Below are 20,073 nucleotides of genomic sequence, written 5' to 3' on the forward strand. Positions count from 1 at the left end.
AACATTCCCGGTAAATGGGAATGTTCCCGTTATTTTTTGTGGCCGCAACGTTTGCCGTTGCCGGGCACGGGTTGTTAATTTGACTTGCACACTACTAAAACTATAACTGAAGAATCATGATTACATCCGGAACAACAGGAGACCGTGCTTTCCCGACAGTGGACATCAACGCAGACCTGGTGATCACTGGCGGCGGACTGTCAGGCGTATGCGGCGCCATCACCGCTGCCCGGCAGGGACTGAAAGTGGTGCTGGTGCAAGACCGCCCCGTGCTGGGCGGCAACGCAAGCAGTGAAGTACGTTTATGGATACTGGGCGCCACTTCCCATATGGGCAACAACAATCGCTGGGCCCGTGAAGGCGGACTGGTAAATGAAATACTCGTGGAGAACACTTTCCGTAACCCGGAAGGCAATCCGGTGATTTTTGATATGGTCCTGCTGGACAAAGTCACACAGGAACCCAATATCACCCTGTTGCTGAACACTGCCGTTTATGCAGCGGAGAAAAAGGACGAAGTCACCATCGATGCGCTGAAGGCCTTTTGCAGCCAAAATCAAACTACCTATAACTTAACGGCCCCCTTGTTTTGCGATGCCTCCGGTGACGGTGTGGTTGGCTTCCTGGCCGGCGCTGCTTTCCGCATGGGCGCCGAAAGCCGGGACGAATTCGGGGAGATGTTTGCGCCTTCCGCCGAATACGGTGAACTGCTGGGACACTCCCTTTATTTCTACAGCAAAGACACCGGTCGGCCGGTGAAGTACACCCCGCCTGCTTTTGCGCTGAAAGACATTACCACCATACCCCGTTTTAAATCCTTCAACGCCGGCGATTTCGGCTGTAAGCTGTGGTGGATAGAATATGGCGGACGGCTGGACACCGTACACGATACGGAAAAAATCAAATGGGAATTATGGAAGGTGATATACGGCGTGTGGGATTATATCAAGAATTCCGGCAACTTCCCCGAAGCCGAGACGCTTACCCTGGAATGGGTGGGTATGATACCAGGCAAAAGAGAGAGCCGCCGTTTTGAAGGTGACTATATGATGGTGCAACAGGACATCATAGCACAACGCAGGCATACAGACGCAGTGGCCTTCGGCGGCTGGTCCGTGGACCTGCACCCTGCTGATGGTGTTTTCAGCGAGAAGCCCGGCTGTAACCAGTGGCACAGCAAAGGCATTTACCAGATACCTTACCGCAGTCTCTACAGCCGTAATATCCGTAACCTGTTCCTCGGCGGCCGCATCATCAGCGCTTCCCATGTGGCCTTTGCCTCCACCCGTGTGATGGCCACGGCAGCCTATGCCACACAGGCCGCAGCCATGGCGGCGGTTATCTGCAAAGAGCAGCAGGTATTGCCGGGTGATATTTTTTATAAAGGACTGGTGCCGCTGCTGCAAAAACGATTGCAGCAAACAGGCCAGCATATACCCGGGCTGCAGCTACGGGATACCGACGACCTGGTGCAAGCCGCCACTATCCATGCTTCCAGTGAACTGGTATTTACCGGTTTCCCCGGGACATCCTTCGTACAGCCGTTACAGTTGTCTGTGGCGCAGCTGCTGCCTTTACCGAAAGGCGACATCGGCCCGATAGTGTTTCATGCTGATGCTACCGAAGATACCACACTGGAAGTGGAGCTGCGTATCACCAGCAGGAGCGGTAATCATACACCGGACGTGACTTTGGAGAAACAGGTTATTGCACTGCATCCGGGAAGGAACTGTGTGCGGTTGCAGTTCGGCACCATACTGGAAAACGATGGTTACGCGTTTATCATCTTCCATAAAAATCCGTTGGTACAGCTACATCGTACCACCAAAAGGCTTACCGGCGTGTTGTCTGTTTTTAATACTGTCAACAAAGCGGTTTCCAACTACGGTAAACAAACGCCGCCCGAAGATATTGGCATGGAGGCATTTGAATTCTGGTGCCCACAGCGCCGTCCGGAAGGGCATAATATTGATCTGAAATATGAAGCTGGTATTCCGCTTTTTCAGGCAGAGAATATCCGCAACGGAACAGACAGGCCTGTCAGCAGTCCCAATGCCTGGGTGGCCGATTGGACAGACCCTGCGCCGCAGCTCACGTTACGCTGGGATGCTCCGGTGACCATCAGCCGTATCGACCTTTTCTTTGACGCAGACTATGACCATCCGATGGAATCGGTGCTGATGACACATCCTGAAACGGTGATGCCTTTCTGCGTGCGCAGCTACCGGATAAAAAATGCCGTAGGTCTTGTGCTGGCCGAGGTGACCGGCAACTATCAAACGCATAACCAGCTACAGTTACAACAGCCACTCACTACTGATCAGCTGATACTGGAAATAGACCATCCTTCCGCCGACGTTCCGGCTGCTGTATTTGCGGTACGCTGCTATGCCTGAACATTAACAACATCTTAGCCCCGGGGCTAAGATGTTGTCTTATTTTGCTGTAGCTAGAATAGTTAGCCCTGTCTTTTTATTCCTGTAACCCTTTTCTGTATTGCTTTTGAGAGATGTCTGCTGTTTGCGGTTTTTTTTTATCCAAGTTAATTTTAGTAAAGAACTGGTTAAATATAATGTAATCACCTACCCCGATGTGACCTAATTTCAACCCATCATCAGGAAACTGAAAAATATTGTTATTGCGCCGAGAGGATATCAACCACAAAACAGGTGGCAGTATAAAACTGTGCCGGTAATTTTTTGATCGCTTTAAAAGAACACAACAAGGTGTGCTGTTAATGACGGCACGCGGTAATTCACGTATACAAAAAACAGATCTATAGCTGTCTCAATGAAATCGCTTACAAGCACCGGCGGATATATGGCCGGCTGATCATTCTATCAATATAACACTTATGAAAAGACAATTTTTGATAGCAGTCCTGCTGCTATTGGCGCTATCCGTTGCCTATGCGCAAGCCCCGGTCATATCGGGCAAAATTACCAGTAAGGACGGGGCGCCGGTGCCGGGCGCTTCTGTCCGCGTTAAAGGCGTCAATACCGGTGCAGCAGCTACAGCAGATGGTTCCTTCCACATCACCGCCAAAGAGGGTGATGTGCTGCTGGTGACAGCCATCGGCTACAGCACTGCCGAGATCAAAGTAGAAAAAAATGCGGTGATCAATATCACATTGGATGAAAACTCCCGTCAGATCAACGAAGTACTGGTGACAGCGTTGGGCATTAAACGTGATAAGCGGATGCTCACCTACAGCGTTGAAGAAGTAAAAGGCGCCGCGCTGGTAGACGCCAAACAGGACAACGTAGTGAGTGCCCTCGCCGGTAAGGTGTCCGGCGTGCAGGTCACCAGCTCCAGTGGTGTGCCGGGCAGCTCTGCCAGGATCGTGATACGCGGGGCTACTTCGCTGGTGGGCAACAACCAGGCGTTGTTTGTGATTGACGGGGTACCGATGGACAACAGCGAAGCAGGCAACCCTAACGGCTCCATGTATTCCGGCGGTACAGTAAACCGTGGCGGTGATATCGATCCTAATATCATCGAAAGCATGACCGTGCTGAAAGGCGCCGCTGCTACCGCGTTGTACGGTTCTGCCGCTGCCAGGGGCGCGGTGTTGATCACTACCAAAAACGGCAGCGGAAAAGGCCAGCAGGGAAAACCCAACCTGACTTTCAGCAGCAGCTATTCCTTTCAGAATCCTATCCTGCCGAAGTTCCAGGACAAATACGCACAAGGCAATAACGGCAAATACAGCGATGGTAACGCCGGCGTGCTGAACTCCTCCTCCTGGGGACCAGCTATTGACACCCTGAAGGTAAACGGCGTGCCGGTGAAAAAACATGACCCCGCAAAAGAGTTTTTCAGGACCGGTCATACCTCTGATAACAATATTAACGTGTCCGGCTATACGGACCGTTCCAACTATATGGTGTCCTATTCTTACCTGAAGACCAACGGCACCATACCCAATACGGATTACAGCCGTCATTCGCTGTTTGTGAAATATGGCGTGAAACTGCTGGACAACCTGCAACTGTCCACCCAGTTCAACTATATCCAGTCAGACAACCATCGTTACCTGGAAGGCAACAACTTCGTGAACCCGTTGTGGACCGTATACGGCGCGCCCATCTCCTGGGACCCGTTCCCGACCGTGAACGAAGACGGTTCGCAGCGTTTATACCGCGGCTCGCGCAACAACCCTTACTGGATACTGGACAATACCGGCCTGCGCGATCGTAACAATCGCATCATCCCCGTGGTTACCCTCAGCTACACGCCGCTGTCATGGCTTACCGTCACAGAACGGATAGGTTCCGATATGTATGTGACCACTACCGACTACCACGAGGCGCCCGGCGCCATCGGATGGGGCAACAACGGCAGCACACCCGTTAACGGCCAGATGTACAAACGCGATATCAAAAGCCAGCAGCTCAACCATGACCTGATGGTGGAGGCTAAGAAGGAGTTTAACAACGGCCTGTTCGCCAGCCTGCTGCTGGGTAACAACATCCTGGTCAACTACAACGATAATAATTACGTGCAGGGCGTGGGCATCTCCGTAGAGAAGCTGTATAACATCACCAACTTTGCAGAGGTCACTTCCGCCTATAACTACTACCGCACACGGAAAGTAGGTTTCTATGCACAGGCCAACCTGGAATATAAACGGATGCTGACCCTCGCGCTCACCGGTCGTTATGACGGCAGTTCCGTACTGTCTAAAGACAATCAGTTTTACCCTTACGGATCGGCCAGCGTAGGCTTCGTATTTACAGAGCCGCTGAAAATGGCAGATAATCCCGTTTTCAATTTCGGTAAAGTAAGAGTGTCCTATTCCGCCGTGGGTAACGATAACGTAGGTCCTTACGCCCTCAGCAATCCCTATTACAGGGCTTCTCCGGGTGCTAACTTCCCGTTCTTCGGACAGAACGGCTATACGCTTACCAGCACCTACGGTTTCCCGCTGCGCAACGAAAAGCTGAAAGAATTTGAAGTGGGACTGGAGACCAAATTTTTCCGTAACAGGGCGTCGCTGGAAGTGTCTTACTTCGATAAAAAGAGCACTGACCTGTTAACGCCCGGTTCACCTGTTTCGCCCGCCACCGGCTTCACCGGCGCTTCCCTGAATGCAGGCGCTATGCAGAACAAAGGGGTAGAGGTTACACTGGGCATCACGCCGGTTAAAACCGCTAACCTTACCTGGAACATCAACGTCAACTATACAAAAATTACCAACAAGGTGCTTAGTCTGGCCGACGGCGTGAACTACATTCAGTTTGCCGGCTTCACCAGCCCTGGCATATTTGCCTATGCCAACCAGCCTTATGGTGTGATTTATGGCAACTACTACCTGCGCAATGAAAACCATCAGCTGATCATTGACGATAATGGATATCCTATTATCAGCACAGACCTCGGTCCGATTGGCAATGCCACGCCGAAATGGCTGGGCGGCGTTTCCAGCTCCCTGAACTACAAAGGCCTTACTTTCTCCTTTGTACTGGACCATCGCCATGGTGGTGACGTGATCAACCTCGACAATTCCTATCTCTATTTTTATGGCACCGCCAAAGCGACGGAAAACCGCGGCGAAACAGTTGTATTGCCAGGTGTAAAACAATCTGACGGCAAACCGAACGACGTCGCCATTAAACTGGATGAAACCTACTACAGGAACTCATACTCCAAAGTGAGCGAAAGCAGTGTGGAAGACGGATCATTCCTGAAGCTGCGCCAGGTGTCCCTGAGCTATGACCTTGCCGCTTCACTGCTGAAGAACAAAGGTTTCCGTTCACTGGTGTTATCTGTTACCGGCACCAACTTCATCCTGCATAAAAACTATACCGGCTCTGACCCGGAAGTGAGCCTCGACGGCGCCGGCAACGGTCAGGGTTTCTCCAATTTCAACGTGCCTTCCAACCGCAGTGTGGTGGTAGGTTTGAAAGTGTCCTTTTAATGAATATTTAAAGCTAGCTACATGAAAATAATTAGAACACTCGCCTTTATGGGTTGCGCAGTGCTCCTGACCACCGGGTGTAAAAAATTCCTGGATATCAACAATGATCCGAACAACCCGCTGACGGTAAATGAATCGTTGATGTTATCACCGGTGGAAGTAGCCACCGCCAGCATGGTAATGGGCGGCGCCGGCAACTCCAGCACCGAAGTCATCTCCTACTGGATGCAGCACCTGTCATTAAACCAGCAATCGCCCAACCTGGAGTCTTATTTTATGACCAGTGTGGATGTAAATAATGCCTGGAGTTATACGCTGTACACGACCATCTTCCAGAACCTGCAGGTGATGAACAACCAGGCTACTGCCGCGAAACGTTATCAGTACGTGGCTATCGGAAAAACCCTGTTTGCCTACAACCTGGCCTTCACCACCGACTTATGGAATAACATTCCGTATTCCGAGGCATTCAAAATGCCACAGGTGACCAAGCCTAAATACGACAGCCAGGAATCGATATACAATGTTATCCAGCAGATGTTGGACAGCGCCTTGTATTACATGGACCAGCCGGCGAGCAAGATCGCTCCGGGTGAAGATGATTTCATCTACCAGGGTGATATGGACCAGTGGAGAAAGCTGGTGTACACCCTCAAGGCCCGCTATTATCTGCGGCTGACAAAAGCCCCGGGACATATCGCCGCCCAACAGGCGGACAATGCTCTCGCCGCGCTGGCGAAAGGTTTTGGCGGTAATATTGACAATGCCGCCGTGCCTTATCCCGGCACCGGCAACACTTCCAATCCATGGTATGCCATCACCAGGGCTGCTTCCGGCGGCGTGGTACTGGGCCAGTCATTTGTGGATTCCCTGAAGATCCGCAAGGACCCGAGGTTACCGATCATCGCCACTAAAAACAGCAACGGGGAGTATGTAGGCCGTAATGTAAACGACGCCCCGGTGTCCGACCTGAAAATGTTGTCCACTATCAACAGTTTTTACGCCGGCGCTACAGCGAAACTGTTTCTGATGACATATAGCGAGGCATTGTTCCTGAAAGCGGAAGCCACGTTTATCAAACAGGGCGCTGCTGCTGCGGAACCTGTCTACCGGGATGCCATTGCCGCCCATATGTCTATGCTGGGCGTAGAGCCTGCGGCGCAGCAGGCATACATCGCTTCAAGGCCGGCGCTTGATGCTGCCAATGCGATACAGCAGATTATCACTGAAAAGTACATAGCTGATTTCCTGTCGCCGGAAGCATACAACGACTGGCGGCGTACCGGGTATCCACAGCTGAAGCCATATACCGGCAGCACTTCAAAGGGTATTCCCAGAAGATGGCCGTACCCGGCAGTAGAAGAACTGACCAATCCTCAACCAGATCAAAAGGCAACCATCAACGATCGTGTCTGGTGGGATACGAATAACTAGAAGGAAAAATGGACAAGGCCGGCTGTTTAGCCGGCCTTTTTATTGCCCGAAAAACCGGTCCCCGGTTGTGTTGCGCGGATCAATCAGTGATCTGTTGCTGTAGGTGGCCCGCTCGAATTCATCTATGTTGACAGATAGAAACGACACGTCCGGCAGCAAGGGGGCCAGCTGGCTGGTGATCGTCCTGGAAAGACCGGCCTGTTCCGCGGTGGTGCGTCCGCCCATGATACTGCCAAAGATGTGCAGGAAGCTGTCTTTGTCTGTTCCCAATTGATAAAGTTCGTAGGGCCGTAACCGTACCTTGATATCATTTTCAGCGAAAAGACCTGTTGATTCCGCCGCCTTGTAAACGGTGTCCATGATAACTTCCGCAGGTTGCATGTCCAGTACGTTTTGGGAACATTCTATCACAAAATGTGGCATATGAAGCATGGTTTGGTGATATTCAAATTTAACGGTAAGCCTTTAATTGACGGATTTTATTATTTTAAATGCCAAACGTTATAAACAACCTACAACCTCATGAAATATTGTTTAACAGCTTTTCTGCTGATGATGGTAAGTCATACCATGTTTGCCCAGCATCAATTTGGCGCTTCCCGCCAGCTTTTTAAGGTAGATGATAAGGTTTTTGCCACCCCTGCTGTCTATGGTGAATCGATACTCGTAGCGGGTATGAACGGTCGTCTGTACGCGGTCAACAAGAAGACAGGCGCCGTAAAATGGACTGCTGCGGTAAAGAAGGGTATTGCTACGGGGCTGACCGTGTCCGGCAACACGGTCTTTGCCGGCAGTTATGACGGTCATTATTACGCTTTTGACGCCCGTAACGGAAAGCAGGTCTGGAAATTCCGCACCGGTGGCGAACGCATGATCGGCGCCAAAGGACTGTGGGAAATGAAGCCCGATACCATGTATATGGAAGATCAGTATGACCTTTATCTGTCTTCCCCCGCTACAGACGAGACGGCTGTTTACTTTGGCAGCAGTGACAGCTGCATCTACGCCCTTGATAAAAATAGCGGTAAGCTGCGCTGGAAATTTCATACCAACGGACCGGTACATGGCGGCGCCGCCTGTTCGCAGGGCATTGTGCTGGCAGGCAGCTGGGATACTTACGTATACGCGTTGGAGGTAGCTTCGGGCAAACTGCTGTGGAAATTCAAAACAATGGAAGACGTGAAGTACCATCATGTGCTGGAAGGCATACAGGCCGCGCCTGTGGTGGCCGGCAATACAGTATATATCGGTGCCAGGGACGCCCGGTTGTATGCGCTGGACCTTCACACCGGCAGCAAACAGTGGGAGTACAGCGCCGGTGACGCCTGGATAGTAGGAGCGGCAGCAGTAGCTAACGGGCACGTATATGTGGGCACGTCCGACAGTTACCTGATGGTGGGCCTGGATGCCGCCACCGGGAAAGAACTGCATCGCCACAAAGGCGGCGGTTACGTTTTCGGGGCACCGGCGTTGTCAGGCACAGCACTGTGCTACGGTGATTTCACAGGCCGGCTGTTCCTGGTGAACAGAGACCATCCGCAACAGATAGATAGTTTTGATACGCCGGGCCGGAAACAACTGGCAGCGCAGCACCTGGACAGCGCGGGCCGTATCCGCTTCCGCCATCTGGCCGCAGGCGCTGACCCGGCGTTGTTTTCCGCCACGGTGGCGGTGATGGACAAGTTGTATCAGCTGGAACCTTTTGCGACCACGCCTGTCATAGAAAATAACATCGTATATGCAGTAACGGCTACTGGCCGGTTGTACGCTATTGAACTAACCCAAAAAGAAAAATAGCTGGTTAAAATAACGGGGGGACGGCTTTGTGGCGCCCCCGCTGCTGTTATCTTGAAAGCACTATTTTATAAGTCTGAACTGCCTGTTCCCTTGTGGTCAGGGTGATGATATAAACCCCGTTTGGCAGGGACGACGGCAGTTCAATGTTCCTGACGTTGATGCGTGTCCGGTATACTTCCGTGCCTGAAGGATTTTTTACAGAGACGTCCAGGTCATTTACGGTTATGTCTTCTCCGATACTGATCCTGCCTGTGGTAGGGTTGGGATAAAGGCGCAGGTTTTTCTTTTCCTGCTGCATTTCAGCGGGGTGTCCTAACCGGGCATTATCAACAGACATGAGCGATGTTACACACCTTAAGCAGTTATCATAATACCAGCTTCTGATGGTACGGAAAGACTGCACTTTCTTATAGGCGATCATCTCATCCAGCTGTACCTGGTTCAGCGAAACTTTTATATGACCGTCCGGGGGCTGCACCTGGCGCGGCTCCAGGGGGACAGGCACCTCTGTTCCGTTGATAAACAAGCGTAGCTGGTTGCCAGCCGTAGTGCTGGTAGTGACCACATACAGGTTGGACCTTCCGAGGTTGGTCAGCGGAGCGGTTTTACAGCCGACGCCCGGCTTGCAGGCGGTGATGGAGTCGGCGGTGACAGTAAACATCAGCGGCGGTATTTCTATATGAAGCCTGGGAGGCACGGTGCAGTAGGCCTGGCTGTCAATACGGGCCCAGAATCCGACGGTGGCCGTGTCGCCGAGGCTCCAGGTATTTTGTGTACGTGACAAAGTATTTTCGAGACAGGGCAAAAAACTGAGTGCCTGCCTGCCGCATACCATATGGTCTTTGTACACGGGTACTAACGTGCTTGTCAGGTCCTGGCCGGAAATCAGTTCGTTGGTATTTCCGTCGAAAGAGTAGTACAGTATTTCGCCGGCGAAGTGAGGAACGTCGCAAAGAGAGAAATCACCGTAGGTCTGATCGGTGTAGTAGATCCGCAGTTCATCGTTGATGTCAACCAGTCCGCCGTTCAATGTTATCCTGACACGGTCATAGGGTTTTGAGGTGATAAATTCAAGCTCTCCCTGTGTGGAGTCTTCCCATATCTTCAGCATCTGGGCATCTACGGGCCTGAGGTCATTATTGGAGGTGTCGCCGGAGAGGGTTTCTATGTACAATTGGCCCAGCAGGCGAACAGAAAGCCGTGTGTGCCCGGTACCGATTTTAACCGTGAGTTTGGTGAACCGGTCAATGGTGCGGTGCTGGAATATCAGTGTTTGTTGCAGGCTGCCCAGCACGGCCAGTCCCATTTTAAAGGTTGAATAGTCCTGCGTGTTGTTGCCCACGGCCCCCTGAGGGTTCTCTATCACGCATCCCAGGCAAATACCTGATACCTGGTTTGTTTCACTGACGGCAAATTCGCGGTAAACAGGAATAGTCGGCTGGGAACGGACATCCGACCAGGCAAAACAGCATATAAAAAGCAATTGACAGAAGATCAACGCCGGCAGGCGGCTACAGCGGGGTAGAGGATAGTTTTCCATATGTATTTTGAGGGTATGGTTTACAATATCTTATCCTGGATGTACAAAATAACGCAGACATCTCACCGCGTCCCTGCCGGGCGAGAAACCCCGTCTCTGTTGACAAGCGCCGGTTGTGACTCACGGCCGGCGTTTTTTATTTGTCTTATTTTGAAACATTGTTGCAATTATTTTCTATCTTTAAATTTGCAACAATGTTTCAAAAAGTGTTTAAGAAAGATGATTTCCCTTTTTACCGGCAGTCGGACGCCATGGACTGCGGCCCTGCCTGTCTGAAGATGATAGCGGCCCGTCACGGCCGCGTATACCCGTTGCAGTACCTCCGCAACGCCTGCCGCATATCACGGCAGGGCGTCACTTTTGCGGACATGATGGCTGCAGCTGAGGAGCTGGGGTTGAAGACATTACCCGCGGAGTTACCTTTTACGGTATTGGCCAAAAAAGCGCCGTTGCCCTGTATCCTGCACTGGAACAAACAACATTTTGTGGTGCTGTACCGTATCACGGAGACGGCTGTATATATCGCAGACCCGGCGCTGGGGCGGCAAAGCCGTTACTCGCTGCCGGAATTCATGGCGGCCTGGCAATCAGATGCCGGCACCGGCTATGGCCGCGCGCTCTTCCTGGAACCCACACCGGCATTTTATACAGCGCCGCCGGTGGAGGAAACAAAAGCGTCATTACGTTCTCTCTGGCCCTATCTGCAATTGCACCGAAAGAACCTATTGCCGGTATTGCTGACATTACTGCTGGCCAGTGGCTTCGCTGTGCTCACGCCGCTGTTGACACAGGCCATTGTAGACAAGGGTGTCCGTAATCAGCAGATATCGCTGATACTATTGATCTGTACCGGCCAGCTGGCGCTGTTCCTGGGCCGTATGCTGGCGGAATTTGTCCGCGCGAGGCTGTTGCTGCGGATAGGCGCCCGGGTTAGCACGGCCATGCTGAAAGACTTCCTGCATAAGCTCCTGCGCTTGCCGCTCTCTTTTTTCGATAACCGCCAGGCAGGAGATAACATGCAACGGGTGACAGACAACCAGCGGGTGGAAGACTTTCTGACGGTATCACTGGTCGGCTTTGCCTTGTCAGTGGTAACGATACTGGTGCTGGGCAGCATGTTGCTCTATTATCACTGGCAGGTGTTTGCCTTGTTTATGCTGGGCGGCGCGGCAGGCATATTATGGAACCATGCCTTCCGCGGGCGGCGCGGGCGGCTGGACCAGAAACGCTTTGGCATATTGGCGGCCAACCAGGACATGCTGCTGGAAATGTTTGGCGCCATGCAGGAGATAAAACTTACCGGCAGCGAGGCCAAAAAAACAGGGCAGTGGGAGGATATCCAGGAACAGGCCATTGCCGTAAAGCTGGAAAGCCTGCGGCTGGACCAGCTGGTGCAAGGCGTGTCGTTGTTGATCAACGAAACACGCAACGTACTGGTGACCTGCTTCGCGGCCCTGCTGGTAGTCAACGGTCAGTTGACGCTGGGGGCCATGCTGGCGGTAACCTATACCTGTGGCCAGCTAAGCGCACCGGTATCGCAGCTTACGGATTTTATCCGCGCCATGCAGAACACCCGCTTCAGCCTCCGTCGGATGGCGGAAGTACACCACGAAGCGGAAGAAGATACGCCGCAGTTAAAACAGCTTCCTTCCGCCGATATAACAGGAAAGGATATACGCCTGCATAACCTCTCTTTCCGTTATGGTCACCGGCATTCTCCCTGGGTGCTGCGTAACATCAGTTTGTTGGTCCCTGCCGGTAAGGTGACCGCCATTGTAGGCATGAGCGGCAGCGGTAAAACCACGCTGCTGAAACTGCTGCTGAAATTCTATTCACCACAGGAAGGAACGATACTCCTGGGAGATGAACCGCTGGAAGAGCTCTCCGCCCGCTCCTGGCGCAGGCACTGCGGCGTGGTGATGCAGGACGGTCACGTGTTCCGCGATACGATTGCCGGCAACATCTTCGCGGGTGATACGAAAAAAGACTATGAACGGCTATACGAAGCATGCCGCATGGCCTGCATACACGACTTCTTCGCATCGCTGCCTTTTGGCTATGAAACAATGATCGGGAAAGACGGCTACGGCCTCAGTGAAGGACAAACACAACGCCTCCTGCTGGCACGGCTTATCTACCGCAATCCTTCCATCGTGCTCCTGGACGAAGCCACCAACTCCCTCGATGCGCACAACGAGCGCGCTATCCTCCGTAACCTGGAACAGTTCTTTGCCGGCAAGACCGTCATAGTCGTGGCACATCGCCTGAGCACCGTTAAACATGCCGACCAGATACTGGTGATGGACAAAGGCGCTATCGTGGAAAGCGGCACCCACGCCGGACTGTCGGCCAGCGGCGGGGCCTATTATCAATTGGTAAAAAACCAGCTGGAGCTGGGAAAATAAACGTTACATGACACTGAAACTTTTTCCTCACGCACTGGTCCGTTATGCGGGTATGGCATTCACCTCGTTAAAAGATATGGATATAACGGAGGTGAATACACGTCTATCTGCTGCCATGACACTGGAGCAGGATTTCCGGCAGTATCAGTCACACCTGTGTGAACTGTTGTACACTGCCATACAGGCTGCCGCAGATGATAATGCCCGTCAACTGCTGCTGCGATGGAAACGTGCCGTCTTCAACGGCCGTAAGCCACCGGAAGAAATGCCGGCGGACCTACAAGCGCCGCTGCAGCACTATTGCCGGTTACTGCATCAACGGCAACAGCAGCATGCCGACTGGCAGGTGCATTACCATGCACAGCTGCAACAACACCGGCGGCAACTACAGGCCTGGTCTCGGGAGGAAGCGCTGAGGAAAGGCGTGTTACTTTCCAGCCCGGTGCTGTATGCGCAGCTGAACAATTTTGCTGCCGCCGACCCTGCGGCCTTCAGGGCCAGGGAACTGAAAAATGAATATAGCCTGCTCCGTTATATCACCCGCATGGCGGCTAAAACATCTCCTTTCAGTACGTTTACCTATACCGGCATTGCCACGTTGCAGCAGTCGCCCGCCACTTTGCCGGATACCGTGATCAGCAGCATCCGGCTCAATAACAGTTTATTCACCTACCTGCGCAGCCTGCTGGTACATCATCCGGTGCTCAACGAGGTCATGGAGGTGAAACTGAACGATACTGCCACAGTGAACGAAACACACCTGCATTTCCTGGTGAATTATTTTAACGTGGAAGCGTTTCAAAGCCTGCCTGCCCGCAGTGTGGCCCTGTGGCTGTTTCACCGGCTGAAAACCCCATGCCGGCTGGCTACCCTCATTGACACGCTCGCCACGGAAATGCCCGGCACCGCACGTGGCCAGATCAAGGATTTCCTGCTGAAGCTATCTGCCAGCGGGTTGTTGGAGCTGGGCATCGGTTGCTCGGGTATTGATCCCGAATGGGACCATGCATGCATTAATTTCCTGGCAAATAGTCCGCAACAACATGCGTCTGTCGATGCATTACAGGACCTGCTGCGATCATTGCAAGCCAGCCGGCACAGCTATGCGGCTGCCAACGCGGCCGGCCGTGCTCAATTGCTGGATACCACCGCCACCATGCTCAATGCGGTACTGGAACGGTTGAAAGATGAGGCAGCACTGCCGGATGTAGCTACTATGCCTTCAGCCGCTACTGCTTTTGCGGTCCATCATTTTACGCCCAGAAGTTTTCAGCCGTCTGATATTTTTTATGAAGATACTTGTACCAGGCAGACAGCTGTCTTACCTGCCGACGCGGAAACGCTGGTGGCAAAGGCGGAGAGATTATGTGCGTTGTTGGCGCCTTTTGACCTGCTACAGGAAGAAAGAAACCGCATGTGTGATTTTTTCCTGCAACAGTATGATACGGCGCAACAAGTGCCGGTGACAAACTTTTATCAGGCTTATTATCTGCAGGTAAAAAAGGAGCAACCCAATACCGGCAGGATAACGGTCATGGATATACCGGAAACAATGCAGCTCTCCATAGGTAAAGAACAGGTTGACATTACCGGCCAGCCTGTAGACAGCACTGTGCCCGTAGCCCGTGGTATGTTTGTGCAGTTTTTCCGTCCGGATGATGCCGCCCCGTTGATGGGCGTGGTAAATGCCTTGTTGCCGGGCATGGGCAAAGTGGCCGGCCGTTTTTTGCATCTCTTCGGTCCCATTGCCATCGCGGATTTTAAAACATGGAATACGGCACTACATCCCGGGGATATGATGCTGGAACTGAACGATGGCTCTGTTTTTAACGCCAATATCCATCCGCCGCTGCTGCACCACGAAATCACTATACCCGGCGGCAGCAACAACTATCCCGCAGAAAAGCGTGTATCCCTGAAGGATATCATTGTGCGGTATGAACCTGCATCAGCACAGTTGGAGCTAAGGCATGCCATCACCGGAAAACGGGTGTACGCATTTGACCTGTGCCTGGAATCTTTTTACAACCGGTCACATTTTTACCGGCTGCTGGCGCATTTTAATCCGGAACCAAGAGTGCCGCTCCGGAGTTTTATTGCGGCGTCGGACCGACGATATACTTCGTTGTCCGGCGCAGCAGGCCCGGTGCAGCTGCTGCCGCGTATCGTTTTCGAAGACCGGTTGGTATTGAGAAGAAAAGGCTGGTTGATCACTAAAACGGCCATTCCGGTCCAGGCCAATACAGAAACGGAAGCAGACTATTTCCTCCGTTTGCAATGCTGGCTGGTAGCGCAACAGCTGCCGCAGCAGGTGTTTGTTTTTCTGAAATCGCCATATATACCGGCTACAGCCGCCAAAGGACAGCTGCAACGGGATGATTATAAACCACAATATATCAGTTTCGCGCAGCCCTTGTTGGTGAATGTTTTTAGGAAGATGCTTTCGCGGGCAGGTGAATACCTCTACCTGGAAGAAGTACTCCCGGATGCTTCCCAAAGCGGTACGGTAACAGAACATATGCTTCACTGGTATAAATACTAACTTATGCAAAGTACCTGGCTGTCTGTACACTTTTTCCATGGCGGTGACCATGACAGGCTGCTGCAACTGCTGGTCACGCCGGCAGTGCAGCAGGCGGGCTGTCCTTATTTCTTTATTCGTTATTGGGAGGGCGGGCCGCATATACGCCTGCGGTTACACGTAGCCGATGAACGGCAAACGGAAATAAAGCGCTTACTGGAGGATCAGGCCCGGGCTTATTTTGCCGCTTATCCATCCAGCCGGCAGGATAGTGCTTACCCATCGCAACGGCTGCTGCCGAATGATTCCTGGCAGTACATACCCTATGTGCCGGAGACAGGGCGTTACGGTAACGTATACACGGTGCCGCTGGCAGAACAGCAGTTTCATCTTTCTTCGGCCTGTGTGTTACAGTCGCTCAACCCGGCTGGCGCCCTGATGCAGGCCATCCGGTTGAACCTGGCGCTGTTGCAGGCATTGCAACTGACGCCCTTGCACACGCTGCAAGTCTGTCGCCGTTTTATAGCCGCGTGGCTGCCGCGGCTGTTTCTTCCGGAACAAGACCGGCAACAACAGCATGACCATTACCTGCAACGAATGCACGAAAAGTTTCTGGCTTATGCCCCGGTGTTGGCACCTGCCGCAGCGGAGCTATGGCAGGGAATGGAGCAGGGAAACGCGCCACCGGCATTACAAACCTTTACAGAAGGCAATCGTGATGTTTTTGCACAGTACCGGCAGCAAGGCTTCGGAGATGAACAACTGGCAGCCGTGGCGGGCAGTTTCCTGCACATGGGGCACAACCGTCTCGGTGTTTCCAATCTTGATGAAGCCTATATTATGTATTTCACCTGTAAATGCCTGGAACATATCTATGGAATCCCCGGATAAAAAGATCATAGAAACGGAATTGGCCCGTATTGCACAACTGGTACTGCCTGGCCTGCAAAAGGAAACCATCGCCGAAAAGACGGACCTGTTCAACGGCAGCGCCGGTATTATCCTTTTTTATCTGCGGCTATATGACTATTACAAACAACAGCATTACCTGGACGTTTGTATAACAGCATCGGATACACTGCTCTGGCATCCAAAGGTATTGCAACAACAGTACTATACGCTGTACACCGGCGCCACAGGACTGTTGTACCTGTGTGTCAAAATGTACGAAGCCACTACATATCAGCGTTACCTGGACCGCGCGCTGGAACTGACAGCGCATTTCAAAGATGACATATCAGAGGGCGTATTGCAGGACGACTGGCTGAGCGGCCATGCCGGCAATATGTTTATGCTCACTTACCTGCATGCATATACGCAGGAAGAAACGCTGCTGCCGGTCATCCGGTCGCTGACGGACAAACTGATCCAACAGGCACGGCCGGCGCTGAAAGGATGGAGATGGGGCCATGTGAAGATGAGTTATGACAGCCTGACCGGTTTCTCCCATGGCGCTTCCGGCATCGCTTATGCACTGATGCAGGTGGGTGCATACTTCAGGGACGAAGGATTGCAATATCTGGCGGAACAGGCACTGGAATATGAAATGCAGTACTATGACGCCGCCGCCGGCAACTGGCTGGACCTACGCCTGACCAGTACCTGCCTGGAGCGGGAAGACTTTTTCCACTGGGACATCCGGCGTTTCCGGGAAGATGCCGCTGATACGAATACCTGGGCCCATGGCGCAGCAGGCATTGGTGTTGCCCGATTGTTCGCGCACAGGCAAACGTCCCGGCCAGAGTATCTGCAACAGGTGGAGGATGCCCTGCAACGGTCACTGAAAGACGCACAGTTGCTGCAACGCGGTGACTTCACGCTGTGCAGTGGCTACGGTGGTATTGTTTTGCTGCTGTTGCAGGCAGCGCAAGTATTGGGAAGGCCGGCATTGCGGCAAACAGCGCAGGTAATAGCGTCAGCAGCTGTTCGTTACCGGGAGGTGCACGGCACTTATAACAGCTACGTGCCTACGATGATGCAGGACCCTGGACTGTTCTCCGGCCTTGCCGGCGTAGGGTATTTGCTGGCATCTGTATTGATGCCCTATAACGAGGATGCGGTACTGCATCCGGTCATCGGTATTAACCGGCAGGCAAGTCCTTTGTATGCGCCTGGCGCAGTCAAACAGCAGCTGTTTGCCAGGTACTATCCTCATACGTTTGCACTGTTGAAAACACATGGGTGGACATTGCCGGATACAGAAAACATAAATACCCTGGAAGATCATCTACAGCATGCTATAAATACGCTGCCGGGAGAAAGCCGTGTGCGGGTGACGGACTGTTTTGCGTTTGAGCAGCAGCTGACTTCCTTGTGGCGGGAACATAAAGGACTGTTATATTACACGAGGCGGAAAGAAATTTTCGGGGGTCTGCCGGAAGCTGCTCCGGATAAGGTGTTGCAGCTAAAGTGGACGGTTGTGGAACAAGTGCTGTTGTGCCGTACACAATGGCAGTGGGACCAACAGGAAAGATCCGGCGAGGCGGGGGAGTATTATTATCTGCTACAGGCTTACGAATATGGTGTGGCGGTTTATCCTGTTGGTAAACTGACAGCTGCCATTTTTGATCATCTTCAGGGAGGTTACACGCTGGAAGAAATATTACTCCGCTGTTTTAATACGGCCGACCGGGAGCAGGCATTGTCGGCGCTCGTGGCACAAACGCTCTCCATGCGGCGGCAGGGTTTCATTCAACCGGTTAGCTGAAGTGGCCGCCCCGAAAGTAAAAACTACTTCCGGGGCGGCCTTTTTCAGTTATTAGACGCTCTTCCTGGTGACTTTGGGCACCTTAACGGTCACTTCATAAGTGCCCGGGACAAACAGTCTGAACGAAAACCGGGGGTTTACGCTATAGACAGGATCGGTGGTAGGGGCTACGCCCGGATCTATTTTCACAAAGTCGCTCGGTATCCTGTAATACATGAGGTATCCGTATCCCGTAACTTCCTTCAGCGGGAAAGGAGTTACCTCAAAATCACAGATCATGCTGGAATCGGTATACTGTACCGGGTGGAAGCGCGAGTAGCTTTCAAATAACGGCCTGTCGCCACGTTTGATAAGCTCTCCTGCTTTCGGGTTAAACGGCGTGCCGTTTTTGTCCGTGACTTTCAGGATCACCCGGAAACCATCGTTGGATAATTTTTTGTACGTCATATCCGGTGAACCGATATCGCCGCTGGTGGTGGTATTGTTCTTGAACCAGGCGCAGCCTTTGCTGATGTCCTGGAACTCCAGCAGGTACAATTGAATCACGGATATATTCTTGAATATCTTGATGCCTCTTTCGTTGGCCACGCTGATATCGAAAGTATAGTTGCCATTGGGAATATTGATAGAGCCATTGTTAATGATCAGCTGGCCCGATTTCTCTACTATCTGCAAAGGTGGAACGCGCTGTTTGGTCCGGATAGCATTCAATTGCTCCACAGTAGTGTCCCTGTTGGGATCGAACAGTTTGGTAAATACCAGTATTTCCTGTGAATCGGTAAAGGCCTTAATGGATTTACCGGTGGCGAGGTCACGGATGTCGACCAGCTTTACGCTTAGCGGATAGCTGGTGCCATCGCCCTGGAAAGAACGTGCATCTGCGGTAAAGTAGGTGCCTTTGGGTACACGGAAAGTGTCGTCCACGTATCTGATCTGATCGCTGATATAGCCGGGGACGATTTTTTTGCAGGACATGAACGCTGCGATGACCAGCAGTATCAGCAGTCCTTTTTCGTATATGCGTTGGATTGATTTCATAGTCTGACTTTATTTTGGTTGCTTGGCGAAAGTGAAAATATGGGAGTTGCCTATTACATGCACCACCCCATTGTTGGTAATGATGCCAGACGACTGGATGATGTCTTTTACATCCCGCTGTGATTCCGGCAAAGCGGCCAGCGAGTCCGGATCTACCGGGTCCCTGGTGCCAAAGATTTTGGTGATATAAATATATTTCGGACGTTCCGTGAAGCCGGCGTTCACATATGTATTGCTGGGGTCTTCCTCCAGGGTGATGAGGCGTTGTTCTCCGTCTTTGGCCGAATACATGGTCCCGTACTTATTCAGGGAGTCACGCGTAATGTTTCCCTGGAAGATATAAGCCCGCAGGGAGTCTTTCAGGCCGGGAAAATCCAGCTGGTCGAAGTTGAATACCAGGTTTTCATCGCCGGTCTGCAATTGCAGCCTAGTCTGTACCACTTTTTTTACATAATTATTAATGCAATAGTTGGTCGGAGCAAAGAAAGTGGTATTGTTGGCATTTACTTCGTCTTTTAATCCTGTCTTGTCAATCAGGAGGATAAGCGTATCAAACAGGTGGTTAGTATGGAGGTATTCGTACGTACTTCCGTTGAATTTGGCGGAATGAAGGTTCCCGCCAACGATATAATCCTTTTTGCAGGACTGGAATGCCACCAGCAGTATACAGCCAAGAAAGATATAGTGGGTGATCTTTTTCATGATCTTTTT

Annotated in this window: 12 protein-coding genes; 8 read left to right on the forward strand and 4 right to left on the reverse strand. The window is 52.1% G+C overall.

Translation table 11 applies throughout. From position 1 onward, the window contains the following. Positions 1–116 precede the first annotated feature (116 nt). The 3 genes from HGH92_RS19740 to HGH92_RS19750 all read left to right on the forward strand — a co-directional run bounded on the left by HGH92_RS19740 (position 117) and on the right by HGH92_RS19750 (position 7,354). A complete protein-coding gene (locus HGH92_RS19740; protein WP_168872471.1) occupies positions 117–2,396 on the forward strand; it encodes an FAD-dependent oxidoreductase in 2,280 nt (759 codons plus the stop codon). A gap of 458 nt (positions 2,397–2,854) precedes the next feature. After that, complete coding sequence (locus tag HGH92_RS19745) at positions 2,855–5,920, forward strand: SusC/RagA family TonB-linked outer membrane protein (RefSeq protein ID WP_168872472.1); 3,066 nt, start codon at positions 2,855–2,857, stop codon at positions 5,918–5,920. Between the two features lie 21 nt (positions 5,921–5,941). Then, positions 5,942–7,354: a SusD/RagB family nutrient-binding outer membrane lipoprotein gene (locus HGH92_RS19750; protein ID WP_168872473.1), complete on the forward strand. Its 1,413-nt coding sequence runs from the start codon at positions 5,942–5,944 to the stop codon at positions 7,352–7,354. Between the two features lie 39 nt (positions 7,355–7,393). Here the strand turns inward: HGH92_RS19750 and HGH92_RS19755 are convergent, their stop codons facing one another. After that, positions 7,394–7,777, reverse strand: a complete 384-nt coding sequence (locus HGH92_RS19755; protein WP_168872474.1) for a 5-carboxymethyl-2-hydroxymuconate Delta-isomerase — start codon at positions 7,775–7,777, stop codon at positions 7,394–7,396. Between the two features lie 99 nt (positions 7,778–7,876). Here HGH92_RS19755 and HGH92_RS19760 point away from each other — a divergent pair, with 99 nt between their 5' ends. After that, the gene (locus HGH92_RS19760; RefSeq protein WP_168872475.1) at positions 7,877–9,151 is read left to right on the forward strand and encodes a PQQ-binding-like beta-propeller repeat protein; all 1,275 of its coding nucleotides are present in this window, start codon (positions 7,877–7,879) and stop codon (positions 9,149–9,151) included. Between the two features lie 46 nt (positions 9,152–9,197). Here HGH92_RS19760 and HGH92_RS19765 read toward each other — a convergent pair whose 3' ends face one another. Next, a complete protein-coding gene (locus HGH92_RS19765) occupies positions 9,198–10,691 on the reverse strand; it encodes a T9SS type A sorting domain-containing protein (RefSeq protein ID WP_168872476.1) in 1,494 nt (497 codons plus the stop codon). Positions 10,692–10,885: 194 nt separating this feature from the next. On the opposite strand from HGH92_RS19765, the gene HGH92_RS19770 reads away from it, so the two are divergent. The 4 genes from HGH92_RS19770 to HGH92_RS19785 are packed head-to-tail and all read left to right on the forward strand — an operon-like array spanning position 10,886 to position 18,324. Next, on the forward strand, positions 10,886–13,096 hold the full coding sequence (locus tag HGH92_RS19770) for a peptidase domain-containing ABC transporter (RefSeq protein WP_168872477.1): 2,211 nt from the start codon (positions 10,886–10,888) through the stop codon (positions 13,094–13,096). A 7-nt stretch (positions 13,097–13,103) separates the two neighbouring features. After that, positions 13,104–15,638, forward strand: coding sequence for a lantibiotic dehydratase (locus HGH92_RS19775; protein WP_168872478.1), 2,535 nt, complete (start codon positions 13,104–13,106; stop codon positions 15,636–15,638). A gap of 3 nt (positions 15,639–15,641) precedes the next feature. Continuing rightward, on the forward strand, positions 15,642–16,508 hold the full coding sequence (locus tag HGH92_RS19780) for a thiopeptide-type bacteriocin biosynthesis protein (protein ID WP_168872479.1): 867 nt from the start codon (positions 15,642–15,644) through the stop codon (positions 16,506–16,508). Beyond that, positions 16,492–18,324, forward strand: a complete 1,833-nt coding sequence (locus HGH92_RS19785) for a lanthionine synthetase LanC family protein (protein WP_168872480.1) — start codon at positions 16,492–16,494, stop codon at positions 18,322–18,324. The genes HGH92_RS19780 and HGH92_RS19785 overlap by 17 nt, the downstream gene beginning before the upstream one ends. Positions 18,325–18,375: 51 nt before the next feature. On the opposite strand, the gene HGH92_RS19790 is transcribed toward HGH92_RS19785, so the two are convergent. After that, the gene (locus HGH92_RS19790; RefSeq protein WP_168872481.1) at positions 18,376–19,362 is read right to left on the reverse strand and encodes a DUF5007 domain-containing protein; all 987 of its coding nucleotides are present in this window, start codon (positions 19,360–19,362) and stop codon (positions 18,376–18,378) included. Positions 19,363–19,371: 9 nt separating this feature from the next. Next, entirely contained in the window at positions 19,372–20,064 is a 693-nt protein-coding gene (locus HGH92_RS19795) for a fasciclin domain-containing protein (RefSeq protein WP_168872482.1), read from the reverse strand. Positions 20,065–20,073: the final 9 nt, after the last annotated feature.

The sequence above is a fragment of the Chitinophaga varians genome (assembly GCF_012641275.1).
GTDB lineage: Bacteria > Bacteroidota > Bacteroidia > Chitinophagales > Chitinophagaceae > Chitinophaga > Chitinophaga varians_A.